Here is an 11,726-nt window from a genome sequence, read left to right on the forward strand (position 1 = left end):
GGTTCTTATCCATTGCTGCTCAGAGGGTTGCTCTAAGCGCTTTCCACCTTACAAGCGCACTTTTTGTAGTCGGTTTCTTTCGAAATCGGACAAGTGGCATCGAGTGTAAGCTTGTTGGTCAACTGGTTTGCATCGAAGAAAGGCATGTAAACCAAACCTTTTGGAACCTTGTTCCGGCCCCTGGTTTCCAGGCGTGTCAGCACTTCACCACGACGAGTGGAGATAGTGACTTCCTGCCCTCTACGAAGACCACGCTCCCGTGCATCTTGCGGATGCATGAACAGAACAGCAGACGGGAATGCCCGATGAAGCTCTGGGACGCGCTGCGTCATGGAACCTGTATGCCAGTGTTCCAGCACACGACCGGTGCAGAGCCAGAGGTCATACTCGTTGTCTGGCACTTCTGCTGGCGGCTCATAAGGTGCAAAAATAATGTTCGCCTTGCCATCAGGCTTACCGTAGAATTTAACGCCCTCACCTTTTTTAACGTAAGGATCATAACCTTCACGGAAGCGATAGAGTGTTTCCTTACCATCAACCACTGGCCAGCGGAGACCGCGCGCTTTGTGGTAGACGTCAAAGTCAGCCAAGTCGTGCGCATGGCCACGCCCAAATTCGGCATATTCTTCAAACAACCCTTTTTGAACGTAGAAGCCGAAGTCTTCAGACTCATGGTTATTGAAACCTTCTTTGACTTCAGAGACCGGGAACTTGTCGACGACCCCATTGGCATACAGCACTTCAAAGAGTGTCTTGCCGCGCAACTCAGGCATTTTGGCAAGCAGTTCTTCAGGCCAGACTTCTTCTGTCTTGAAGTACTTAGAGAACTCCATAACCTGCCAGACGTCTGACATGGCTTCACCCGGAGCTTTCACCTGCTGACGCCAGAACTGGGTCCGACGCTCTGCGTTACCATAGGCCCCTTCTTTTTCCACCCACATGGCTGTTGGCAGAATAAGGTCCGCAGCCATTGCTGTAACGGTTGGATATGGATCAGAGACAACAATAAAGTTCTCAGGATTACGATATCCCGGCCAGCCTTCCTCATTCATATTAGGAGCTGCTTGCAGGTTATTCGTGCACTGAACCCAATAGGCATTCAGCTTGCCATCTTTAAGCATGCGATGATGCAGAACTGCATGGTACCCAGGCTTGGCAGGAATTGTTCCTTCAGGAATTTTCCAGGCAGTCTCACAGATTTCACGGTGCTTAGGATTTTTGACCACCATATCTGCAGGCAGACGGTGTGCAAACGTTCCGACCTCACGGGCAGTACCACACGCAGATGGCTGACCTGTCAGTGAAAATGGACCATTACCAGGCTCAGAGATCTTACCGGTCAGGAGATGAATGTTGTAGCAAAGGCTGTTCACCCAGCTGCCGCGTGAGTGCTGGTTAAAGCCCATTGTCCAGAGAGACATCACCTTCCGGTTAGGATCAGCATAGATCTTCGCCAGCTTCAGAAGCTTTTCAGCCGGAACGCCAGACATTTCTTCTGTATACTCAAGCGTATACTTGGAAACGAGCTGCTTATACTCCTCAAAGTCAATTTTGGAGATCTTACCAGAACCAGCATTTTCGGCAGCCTGCTCGCGCGGATCATTAGGGCGCAAACCATAACCAATATCTGTCGCGGTTTTGGTGATGTTGACGTGCTTATTGACGAAGTCCCAGTTCACTGCATCATTTTCGATGATGTAGTTGGCGATGAAGTTGAGGATCACCAGATCGCTCTGTGGCGTAAACACCATTCCGTTGTCAGCAAGTTCAAAACAACGGTGCTCAAAAGTGGAGAGCACATGAACTTCACAACCCGGTTTGGTCAGACGGGTATCTGTAATACGGGACCAAAGGATTGGGTGCATCTCAGCCATGTTCGAGCCCCAAAGCACGAATGCATCGGCAAGCTCCATGTCATCATAACAACCCATTGGCTCATCAATACCAAAGGTACGAATGAAAGCAGCCACAGCTGACGCCATGCAATGACGGGCATTCGGGTCAATGTTGTTGGAGCGCAGACCTGCCTTCATAAACTTGGAAGCAGCGTAACCTTCCCAGATGGTCCACTGACCAGAACCAAACATGCCGACTGCAGTCGGGCCTTTTTCCTTCAATGCGTCCTTAAATTTTTCGGACATGACAGTGAAAGCTTCATCCCAGGAGACAGGCTCAAACTCGCCATGCTTGTCGTAAACACCAGCGGTCTTGCGGAGCAACGGTGTTGTCAGGCGATCCTTGCCGTACATGATCTTGGAAAGGAAATAGCCTTTGATACAGTTCAAGCCGCGGTTCACTGGTGCATCTGGATCACCTTGAGTGGCGACAACACGGTCGTCTTTAACACCCACAAGGAGAGAGCAGCCTGTTCCGCAAAAGCGGCAAACAGCCTTGTCCCAGCGTATATCGGAGGCTTTTCCCTGAGCCTCGGCAGACTTTGGTAAAGCGATGCCAGCCGCAGAAGCAGTTGCTGCAACCGCTGCTGACTTTATAATATCTCTGCGAGATGCCGTGATTGACATGTTTTGCCTCCCGTTAGGCCGCCTTCAAGTCAGGGTCGGTGTTTGGTTCGAATTGATGATAGGTAAGACCAGCGGATACAACGCCCGGCGTCCGGTGAATTTCCAGCACCTGCTGATCAGCGAAGGACTCTTCCGTATCCTCTGCAGTCACAACAAGCTGGCTCGTATCCTCTTTGGTGATATGAACTTCCACGCCCGGCAGGGCGGACAATGCTTCAGAAACCTCTTGGGTTTTTCCCGCTAAGCAACTAACGAGAACGCCGCAAATGTTCATAGAACCTCCTCTTGGAGTTTAATTTCGCGCATTTCGATGGATCCATTGGGACAGGCAACAAGGCAGGCACCGCACCCGGTACAGGCTTCACCGTCCAAATCAGGAATTTGCTGGCCGCCTAGGCCAAGATGAAATCGGATTGCCCTCATCTCACAAAAGTCAGCGCAGGCCCGGCACGCGATCTTTTGATAAGAAAGGCAGTTAGAGCCGATCGTTGCTTTCATCGCCCAGGGAGCGTCTTCGGTCTTAACGAGCGCTCCTTCTTTGCAAACGTCGACGCACGCTTCACAGAAGGTGCAGGGTCCCACCCCAAAATCGACAACAGCCAATCGACTCCGCTCAGAAATTCGAAGGATCTTTTCAGGACACGCCGAAACACAATCACCGCAACCGGTGCATACATCGGAAAATTCAACTTTACCAATACTGTAAGGCGGACACGGCTTATCCTTCGCATACTTGGACATACCAAGAAAATGCCGCCTTCCCATCTGCGTTTGCATGATAGAATCAACTTCTCAACTGAACTGAGAAAAATATATCAACGAGATTACTTTTGTATTTTGATTGCAATCAAATTGAATGCTTCAGAAATACTAGTACGAATAACTCAAGATTTAAATTTAACTTGAGTTTACATCTCACGTTTCCGTGATAATTTAGCTTTCGTCCACATTTCAAATTACTTCAAACTAAACTAATTTAGTGATTTCTGAAGTAACATCAGTGCGTTCATCAAAGCCCCTCGAAATCCGGACCTGAAACCGACTATTTTAAAGCTGAAATTTTGTACTGCTTTTGTGGAGGCTGATGCACTTTGTAAAACTATTACGCGCACTCAAAAACACAAAGATTACAGTGGATTTCCACGTACTTTTTCTTGGTCGTGTGCTGATGTTTTTTGCAAGTGATTTGCACTCTCGAAAACGAGCTACTTTTCTGAAAAAACAACGTCTTTAGGCTTAAAAATCAACGGACATTTCGAAGCCAACAACCCATGCATCAGAGATATTTGTCTGGCCATTTGGGTTCACCACATACTGCCCATCGACCGTCGTATAGAACCATTCCGCAAACTGAAAACGATGGTTCACCTCAAACACAAGTTCATAGGTCTGGCCTGGCAGGTCATCACTGAAGAAACCAAGATAAAATGCACCCGCTGTGATGTCGTTATCCCGGCTATCAAGCAGTCCTTTGTAGTAGGCACCACCACTCACTCCATAAGGCAAACTGTTGATGCTTTGTTGTGGTGCAAGCGTAAAAAGCCCCCAGAGATTAAGGCCTTGATCCGGTTGCTCTTCATAGATCATCTGGTTCGCTATGAAGTAGAGCCCCCAGTTGCCCTCTTCCGTCGCGTTTGCATCGGTGAAAGGCGTGTAATCACTGGTGTCATAATAACCGCCAAGCATATACCGGCCTGGCAAGTAAGCACTGGTCTTCTCCTGCCCAACCAGAACCCCTCCTTCTGCAATTACCAACACGCCGTCTTCGGGATTGAACTTGAAGTTAAATCCTTGATCTTCGTTGTCCTGCGCATTCAGGTCTGCGTTGTATGCACCCACAGAAAGATAGAGAAAGTCCTCCGGTTTCACCGTTCCCCGAACACCCCACTGGCTGAAAGGGGGAGTAGTAAATGAAGGCAAGTTTTCAAGGAGTTGGGCCGGGTTTCCATTAACAGCACTGTTGACATAAAGCGGGAAAGCCTCACTGAACGCAAAGTCCGCCCCCGCAGAAAGTCGACCTATCGCAATCTCCACCCGATCATTCGCCAGCGTCTGCAAAATGTTCATCTGCGAGATACCGAAAACATCGCCGATAAAGATCTGCGCCACATCAAAAACGTTATTGATATCTTCACCAGACAAATCTCGCCCAAGCCCCTGATACAAACCAAGACTGAAACTGGTTCCGCTCAAGCCCATCAGTTTTTCAAAGTCAAAGTTGATATTGGCCCCGAGCGCTCCGGCATAAGCAGCACTTTGCCGTTCTCCTCCAACCGGATTTGCCATGATATCGTGGGTGTAATTCAACTCAGGATCGATACCCACATCGTTGAGCTTCGTCCGATACCCGCCCCAGTCTCCGGTCGCCGTCTCCCAATCGCCCCAGTTCAACGGCCAACGAGAGTCTTGCGCCTGCGCCACACCGTTGAAAAACACATAAAAACAAAGGCATGCGAGCAGCAGGCAACGCCACTTCATCAAACTTGCCAGTGATGTTAGGGCAACAGACGCTCGCAACTGTTGTTTCTCCTGTCAGGAAACATCAAATCAGATGGAACGCAGCACAACTCCAGTGGAATAACGCTATGCTGGCACATTAATTTTTGCTTCTGAATTGATAAAACTATCAATCAGAACAATCAGATGGCCACAGCGCACAAAAAAAGCACGATCTTTGTAGATCGCGCTCGACTTCCGATGCTTGCAAAACAGATGGTTAGTCCAGCAAACCATCCGATTTATCCATCAGGTAACGGATATGTTTTGCAAAGGGATACGCAAACGGATAGCCCAATACAACACCGCCAGCCATCGCAAGATAAGGTGACATCACCGGCCATCCGACCCATGAGAAAATCAGCGACAAAAAGAAGAGGTTGATACCGACCGCTCCAATACCCAGTGGGTAAAGGTAGAGTGCCAGCCTTCTTACACTGATGCGATTGCTGAGGTCTTCTTCACTCATCTGCCTTTTACAACCCGGTGCACGACATAAAGTGAGACAACAAGCATAACAGTAGCAAGACCAAACCACAGCTCAGCAGTCGCACTTTGCGGCTGAGGCACAGGACGTTGGTATCCGGAAACTGCAGCCATTGCGGACAAAGGCAGCAGACCTGCCATAAAGCCCATAACCATATAGAAAAGCTTCATAATCTAATACTCCCTTGTCAGGCTTCTATAGATATCCGGTAGCGCACGTGTCAGACGTTCCGGATTTGGAAAGAGCGTATAACCACCTTTGCCAAAGATACGGGCAAACCAATCCTGCCCATCCTCATCAACAATCACACCATGAACGGCCATACCCAGTTTGCGGGCTTCACGAACAGCCATATGACTGTCTTCAATTCCGTGAATTCCTTCATAGTGATCAAGATCGTTCGGCTTTCCATCTGTTAGTACAATCAAAAGCTTCCGCTGTGTTTGCTGCAAGGCAAGCTGCGCAGTGGTATGCCGGATCGCCGCTCCCAAACGGGTGTAGTAACACGGCTTGAGCCCACCAATTTTTGCAATCACCTCATCCGTCATCGGCTCGTTGAAGTCTTTGGCTTTGTTCATGAAAACCCGGTCGCGTTTCAATGAAGAAAAGCCCCAGACCCCCAGATGATCGCCACTCGCATCAACTCCGCCAGACAAAGCAGCAAGCGCGGCCCCCGCAATCTCGATAACACTGGAATCGCCAACCGCACTCTCAGTAGAACGGGATGTATCAAGTAACATTGCGACGGATAGGTCGCGCTCAACCGCACGTGAATCCTGGAAGATCCGATCGGATGCGTAACCTGAAGCCTTTAGATCAACCTGAGCCGTCACCAAAGCATCCAGATCCAGCTCGCTGCCTTCAGCCTGACGCATCTGCATGATCCGCTTTGGACGCAACGCTTCAAACTGGCGCTTCACCTGACGAATACGGCGCTTATGGTAAGGGTCCGTGAGCAGCACGCTCTCATAATCAGGCTCGGCATCCTTCTCCAGAACGCGGCAATGATCTTCCAAAAACTTACGTTGGCGGTGATCCCACTCAGGATATGTGAACTTGTCGGAAAGGCGTTCGTGGTCTGCATCTTCTGGAGACAAATCCAGATGCAGTCGCAACCGTGTCGCTGCTTTCCGCTGATTTTTCGAAAGGCTGATATAATCCTGATCATCAGCAGCTTTCTGCGCATTTTCCTCTTCGTCGTCATCGGTACTGCGATTGAGGTTCATGCTTTCTACCCAGGAGAGGATCGCCTCAAACCGGTGTAGAATAAAACTGTCTTTACGATCCGCCTGCTCTCGCTTTTCGCGTTTAGCTTTGCGTTTCGTTGTTGCACTTGATCCTTGCGGTGTTGGCGGAGCCTGCTCATCCGAGCGCTCTTCACCACGCTCACCGTTGACCAACTCGCTGGAAACCCAGATCGGCACAGGTGCAAATGTGCAATATCCGCGCGGAGCTATCAGCTTCCAACGCTCATCAACACATTCCATCGCCTTGCGAATTGTTGCACTTGTGTTGGTGACAGCCCGCGGGCCGCCAAGCAATTCCAGAACAATAGCTTCAACTGCAGCTTCCCACTCAGGAAGGCTTGGACGTTTACGGGTTTGCAGAAGAAATTCGCAGGACTGACGGAAGAAATCATGGAGACCAACGCACTTGCCCCAAACACGTTCAATCGCCTGTTTGGCCAAAGCCAATGCCTGAACATCCGCCTGCAACGGATCCTCTGGTTTTGCCTGCACATCGCAGTTCGCTGCAAATGCAGCAAGCCAGATGTAATGGGCCCGGTTCATTTCGGCCTCTGGAAAAACGCCAAGAACCGGAGGAAGTCTCAAACGTTCGCCGTCAAACTCTGGCAGAAAGATTGTTTCTGCAGCGTTGCCGAGCTTGCGTTTTACGGGCATGCGGTAGGTTGAAGCCGTCGCCGGAGCTTGACTGATCTCGACTTTAGCTTCACCACCTAACCCGCGAAACACCACTTGCACGGAGGTGCGAAGCTTAGCCAGCTCGACCTCCATATCCTCATGGTGCACTGGAGCACCCAGGCTTGAAGCATAATCATGCCACAGATTACCTACGGCTTCTTCAGGCTCTAAAAACTCCAGTATTTGCTCTTTCATCAGGCTCACCCGTAAACAACTGCGATCAAATCACGAAGCGCAACCTGAACATCAGGCTCATCACTCAGTGGCTCAACAACAGAGTATTGCAGTGCTTTTTCAACTGGCATACCACCAGCAATCAGGGATGCAGCATAAATCAGCAAGCGAGTGGAAACACCCTCTTCCAGATCCAGGCTGGAAAGACCACGGATATGGCCGGCAAGACGAACCAAAGATTTGGAACGCTCAACATCCAGTCCGCTTTCTTTAGCTACGACCTGTATCTCGGTTTCCGCATCAGGAAAATCGAAGGTCGTGGAGAGGAAGCGCTGCCGTGTGGAAGGCTTCATCTGCTTCAGAACGTTCTGATAGCCAGGGTTGTAACTGGCAACGAGCATGAAGTTCGGAGGAGCTTGCAGCTCTTCGCCAGTTCTCTCAATGATGAGACGACGACGGTTATCAGTCAGCGGGTGCAAAACAACCGCAACGTCTTTCCGTGCTTCGATCACTTCATCAAGATAGCAGATCGCACCTTCGCGAACAGCGCGGGTCAGCGGGCCATCAACCCACTCAGTCACGCCGCCTTTAAGCAGGTAACGACCAATAAGGTCTGCTGCGGAAAGATCATCGTGGCAAGCCACGGTGTAGATCGGACGACCCAGCTTTGCGGCCATGTGTTCCACAAAGCGGGTTTTGCCGCAGCCCGTCGGCCCCTTCAAAAGAAGGGGCAGACCTTTGTTAAAAGCCGTTTCAAATAATGCACATTCATCGGCGATAGGCTGATAATAGGGCACATCAAAAACGTGGTTCTGTACAGTCATTAACGACCACCTTCCAGAACTGCTTGGGCTTCAGGAGTACTACCGGTCGTTGGTTTGGAACCAGAGTTCGCTGTGAACAATTCCTTGCGCGGTACGAGCAGGGAGTAGATGAACAGCAGAGCACCAATCACAACAGCCGCACCAGCACCGAAGCGCATGATGTAGAACACTGTCAGCTGGTCCTGTACAGACATGAAGTCTTCACCAACAACACGCTGCATGTGTGTCTGGATGGTTCCGGCAAATGTCAGCACGAAGGTCATGAAGGACATACCACCAGTCATGAGCCAGAAGCTGCCCATGTTGAGAACCTGGTTGTATGGGTTACGACCTTTAAGCAATGGCATTGCGTAAGTGAAGATCGCAAGGTTCAGAGCAACGTATGCGCCGAAGAAGGCAAGGTGACCGTGCGCTGCAGTGATCTGTGTACCATGTGAGTAGAAGTTCACACCGTGCAGAGTATGCAGGAAGCCCCATACGCCAGCGCCGAAGAACGCGACAGTTGCAGAACCGAGAGACCACAGCAGAGCTGCTTTGTTTGGATGGTTCTTACGACCTTTCCAGACCATGACGAAGGAGAAGGTCATCATCAGGAAGAATGGTATGACTTCTAAAGTAGAGAAGACGGAACCAATCCACTGCCAGTAGCCAGGCAAGCCGATCCAGTAATAGTGGTGTCCTGTACCAAGAATACCGGAGAACAGAGCAGTTGCTACGATGATGTAGAGCCACTTCTCGATCACTTCGCGGTCAACACCGGTGAGTTTCAGCATCAGGAAGCCAAGGATGGAAGCCATCACAAGTTCCCAGGTACCTTCTACCCAAAGGTGAACAACGTACCACCAGTACATTTTATCAAGGCTCAGGTTGTCTGGGTTGTAGAATGCAAACAGCCACAACAGGGAAAGAGCCCAAAGGCCAATCACCAGAATGTTTGTGATCGCAGTCTTACGACCTTTCAACACAGTCATTGAGATGTTGAAGAGGAAGATCAACGCTGCAACAAGGATGCCGACCTTAACCCAGAGCGGCTGCTCAAGGAATTCACGGCCTTCATGGATGCCCATGATGTAACTGACAACAGCACCCAGTGTACCAACCACAAGAATGATCAGCTGAATGTAAGCGAGCTTAACGGAGTGGATCTCACGTTCGCTCTCTTCCGGGATGATGAAGTAAGCCGCACCAAAGAAGCCGAGCAGAAGCCAGACGATCAGTGCGTTGGTGTGCAACATGCGAACGATGTTGAACGGCAGCAACTCCGAAAGGAAGTTAGGTGCAACATAAATCCAGCCAGCGAGCAAACCGCCCAGAACCTGGATTGCGAATAGGCCAAGCGCAGCTACGAAGTAGGCATACGCGACTTTTTGAGAACTGTATTTCATAATACCACCCCTTAACCAGCGTCGTTCGGTGGCCAGTCTTGCGTGTTGGTCTTGTCAGCCCAACGCAAGAATTCAGAGAGGCCGCGGACTTCTTCTTTGGTCAGATCGAAGAAAGGCATCTGGCGACGACCTTCGATGCGGCTCGGCTGAGCTTCCATCCAGGAGCCAAGGGTCTCAGCTGCATCATCCGGATCATCCAGCACGCCCCAACGTGTCATCACATTGCCGACTTCAGGAGCAAAGTAGGCGCCTTCCCCGTGCAACGTATGGCAGTTGATGCAAGCATGCTTTTCCCAAACGTGCTTTCCGAGGACAACCTCGTCAGTGAGATCAGCTTTTGAAGTCGATTCATTGACGACGTAAAGGTGGCTGTCGATTGAGAGCACGGCAAATATGCCTATGAAGAATAAGGATCCCCCATAAAAAATATTTCGTGCCCGCGATTTTGTAAGGAATTCTGACATCTACGGAATCCTATCGTGGTTACGGTCCCGAAGATGATAAAATTGACGCCACTGGGGAAGTTTGTGCTAGAACAACCTATTCGGTAATTACCGGATATAGGAGAAAAACACTTTTAAAAACAATAGGATATAAAATCGAGAATACTGGTATTTATGCCTAGTAACACTCAGGCAATCGCTCAACGGTACTCAAGAGTCAGCCATTGGGTCCAAATCAGCCAGAGTCTTCAGCTTATTCATCTCCGTCACGATGACCTTTTTGCGCCCGCTATTCACAATTCCTTGTTTTTCCCAAGCGCTTAGCAAACGGCTCACAGTGTACAAAGTTGTACCTGTCATCTCAGAGATATTCTGGCGTGTGAGAGGAAAATCAATTTCCATTCCCTCATCGGTGATGCGGCTGCTTTGGATTGCAAGCCTCAGCAAAGCACGTGCAACACGCTGCTCAACCTGCTGTGTGGCCAGTTCCAGAATGTGGTTGTTCGCTTCAGAGATACGCTCTCCGACGGTTTTGTAGGTTTCCGTCGCAAATCCATCGTACTTTTCGACAAACGTCTTCCAGAGACTTGTCGGCCAGAACAGCACGAGGCAGTCATCAATCGCTACAGCACTGGCTGGGTAAGTCGTCCTGCCAATTGCGGAGGCAATGCCCATAAGCTCGCCACTGACGATGTGACGCGCAATCACCTGATCTCCGGAAGCCGTGGTGCGAATAACGCGCACATGACCGTCCAACAGCAGGAAAAACCGCTCCGCTGGCTCATGCTCTTCGAAAATAGCCTGACCCGCGCTGAAACGCTTTGGCGTCGCTGCGTCCAAAATCTCTCTGATATCAACGCGTTCCAGCTTTCGGAACGGAGGAATATGGGAAATAAGATTTTCGTCAAGACTTCTCAAAGAAGACACCGTAGATCAATTAGAAAACACCCAAGCCAATCTGCGAGTGTTTTAGCGTATGTACTCGTAGGATTAAGCCGGTTGTTTATAGCAGAAAACATTAAGAAATTCACAGTGAACTCATTGGTGTAGGCCATTTTCTGCACATGAGTTCCAACTATCATATGTGCGCTACGTTTTTTCCGCTGTGAGCCCTTGGTTTTGATGGTTTTTCAACGTGTAATTCTCTCAAGAGCAAGAACAATGGCAAGCCCAACGACACACCAACGGTGAACACAGCAAGAATCGGAAGCCAAAGACGCTTCATTCCAAGTCGTTGCCCTTCGGCAAAGATAAAGCCTATCAAAACCACCGCCGAAACCACCACATCAAGCCAGGCAAAAGCCGATATCTCGCCAGCAAATGCTTCAACAAGAAGTTGCGGCAGGTTCAACCCGTTCTCAAGCAACCATGGCATAAACGCCCCGTACGGCAGCAGAAATCCCAAAATACAAAGAAGGCCATAAAAATACTTCATCTCTGGCTCCGCAACCAACAATCATCAAATCAACAAAG

General features: G+C 49.8%; 12 protein-coding genes. All 12 read right to left on the minus strand.

The annotated features are described in order from the left end of the window. Positions 1 to 32: 32 nt before the first annotated feature. The 12 genes from napA to PsAD5_RS24815 all read right to left on the minus strand — a co-directional run bounded on the left by napA (position 33) and on the right by PsAD5_RS24815 (position 11,688). Positions 33 to 2,522, minus strand: a complete 2,490-nt coding sequence (napA, locus tag PsAD5_RS24760; protein WP_063290101.1) for a nitrate reductase catalytic subunit NapA — start codon at positions 2,520 to 2,522, stop codon at positions 33 to 35. A gap of 13 nt (positions 2,523 to 2,535) precedes the next feature. Further along, on the minus strand, positions 2,536 to 2,796 hold the full coding sequence (locus PsAD5_RS24765) for a chaperone NapD (protein WP_063290102.1): 261 nt from the start codon (positions 2,794 to 2,796) through the stop codon (positions 2,536 to 2,538). Further along, positions 2,793 to 3,299 carry a ferredoxin-type protein NapF gene (gene napF / locus PsAD5_RS28900; RefSeq protein WP_063294048.1) on the minus strand — a complete coding sequence of 169 codons (507 nt, stop codon included), beginning with the start codon at positions 3,297 to 3,299 and terminating at the stop codon, positions 2,793 to 2,795. The genes PsAD5_RS24765 and napF overlap by 4 nt, the downstream gene beginning before the upstream one ends. Before the next feature lie 459 nt (positions 3,300 to 3,758). After that, on the minus strand, positions 3,759 to 5,000 hold the full coding sequence (locus PsAD5_RS24775; RefSeq protein ID WP_208988808.1) for a carbohydrate porin: 1,242 nt from the start codon (positions 4,998 to 5,000) through the stop codon (positions 3,759 to 3,761). Positions 5,001 to 5,238: 238 nt separating this feature from the next. Beyond that, on the minus strand, positions 5,239 to 5,487 hold the full coding sequence (locus PsAD5_RS24780; RefSeq protein WP_057461267.1) for a hypothetical protein: 249 nt from the start codon (positions 5,485 to 5,487) through the stop codon (positions 5,239 to 5,241). Continuing rightward, positions 5,484 to 5,675, minus strand: coding sequence for a hypothetical protein (locus PsAD5_RS24785; protein WP_063294049.1), 192 nt, complete (start codon positions 5,673 to 5,675; stop codon positions 5,484 to 5,486). Before PsAD5_RS24785 ends, PsAD5_RS24780 begins: the two co-directional genes overlap by 4 nt. 3 nt (positions 5,676 to 5,678) lie before the next feature. Beyond that, positions 5,679 to 7,622, minus strand: coding sequence for a nitric oxide reductase activation protein NorD (locus PsAD5_RS24790; RefSeq protein WP_193778171.1), 1,944 nt, complete (start codon positions 7,620 to 7,622; stop codon positions 5,679 to 5,681). A gap of 5 nt (positions 7,623 to 7,627) precedes the next feature. Continuing rightward, the gene (locus PsAD5_RS24795; RefSeq protein WP_063294051.1) at positions 7,628 to 8,425 is read right to left on the minus strand and encodes a CbbQ/NirQ/NorQ/GpvN family protein; all 798 of its coding nucleotides are present in this window, start codon (positions 8,423 to 8,425) and stop codon (positions 7,628 to 7,630) included. Further along, the gene (locus PsAD5_RS24800; protein ID WP_057461264.1) at positions 8,425 to 9,810 is read right to left on the minus strand and encodes a cbb3-type cytochrome c oxidase subunit I; all 1,386 of its coding nucleotides are present in this window, start codon (positions 9,808 to 9,810) and stop codon (positions 8,425 to 8,427) included. The genes PsAD5_RS24795 and PsAD5_RS24800 overlap by 1 nt, the downstream gene beginning before the upstream one ends. Positions 9,811 to 9,821: 11 nt before the next feature. Further along, a complete protein-coding gene (locus PsAD5_RS24805) occupies positions 9,822 to 10,274 on the minus strand; it encodes a c-type cytochrome (protein ID WP_057461263.1) in 453 nt (150 codons plus the stop codon). Positions 10,275 to 10,463: 189 nt separating this feature from the next. Beyond that, the gene (locus tag PsAD5_RS24810) at positions 10,464 to 11,180 is read right to left on the minus strand and encodes a Crp/Fnr family transcriptional regulator (RefSeq protein ID WP_057461262.1); all 717 of its coding nucleotides are present in this window, start codon (positions 11,178 to 11,180) and stop codon (positions 10,464 to 10,466) included. A gap of 151 nt (positions 11,181 to 11,331) precedes the next feature. Further along, positions 11,332 to 11,688 (minus strand): DUF2834 domain-containing protein, encoded by a 357-nt coding sequence (locus PsAD5_RS24815; protein WP_063294052.1) that lies wholly within the window; start codon positions 11,686 to 11,688, stop codon positions 11,332 to 11,334. Positions 11,689 to 11,726: the final 38 nt, after the last annotated feature.

This window comes from Pseudovibrio sp. Ad5 (assembly GCF_001623095.1).
In the GTDB taxonomy this organism is placed as follows: Bacteria; Pseudomonadota; Alphaproteobacteria; order Rhizobiales; family Stappiaceae; genus Pseudovibrio.

Excerpts from the sequence above, each read along its gene's own strand:
- PsAD5_RS24795 (WP_063294051.1), bottom strand. The coding sequence starts at position 8,425 with ATGACTGTACAGAACCACGTTTTTGATGTGCCCTATTATCAGCCTATC.
- PsAD5_RS24785 (WP_063294049.1), bottom strand. The coding sequence starts at position 5,675 with ATGAAGCTTTTCTATATGGTTATGGGCTTTATGGCAGGTCTGCTGCCT.
- PsAD5_RS24805 (WP_057461263.1), bottom strand. The coding sequence starts at position 10,274 with ATGTCAGAATTCCTTACAAAATCGCGGGCACGAAATATTTTTTATGGG.
- PsAD5_RS24790 (WP_193778171.1), bottom strand. The coding sequence starts at position 7,622 with ATGAAAGAGCAAATACTGGAGTTTTTAGAGCCTGAAGAAGCCGTAGGT.
- PsAD5_RS24775 (WP_208988808.1), bottom strand. The coding sequence starts at position 5,000 with ATGAAGTGGCGTTGCCTGCTGCTCGCATGCCTTTGTTTTTATGTGTTT.
- PsAD5_RS24815 (WP_063294052.1), bottom strand. The coding sequence starts at position 11,688 with ATGAAGTATTTTTATGGCCTTCTTTGTATTTTGGGATTTCTGCTGCCG.
- PsAD5_RS24800 (WP_057461264.1), bottom strand. The coding sequence starts at position 9,810 with ATGAAATACAGTTCTCAAAAAGTCGCGTATGCCTACTTCGTAGCTGCG.
- PsAD5_RS24765 (WP_063290102.1), bottom strand. The coding sequence starts at position 2,796 with ATGAACATTTGCGGCGTTCTCGTTAGTTGCTTAGCGGGAAAAACCCAA.
- PsAD5_RS24780 (WP_057461267.1), bottom strand. The coding sequence starts at position 5,487 with ATGAGTGAAGAAGACCTCAGCAATCGCATCAGTGTAAGAAGGCTGGCA.
- napF (WP_063294048.1), bottom strand. The coding sequence starts at position 3,299 with ATGCAAACGCAGATGGGAAGGCGGCATTTTCTTGGTATGTCCAAGTAT.
- napA (WP_063290101.1), bottom strand. The coding sequence starts at position 2,522 with ATGTCAATCACGGCATCTCGCAGAGATATTATAAAGTCAGCAGCGGTT.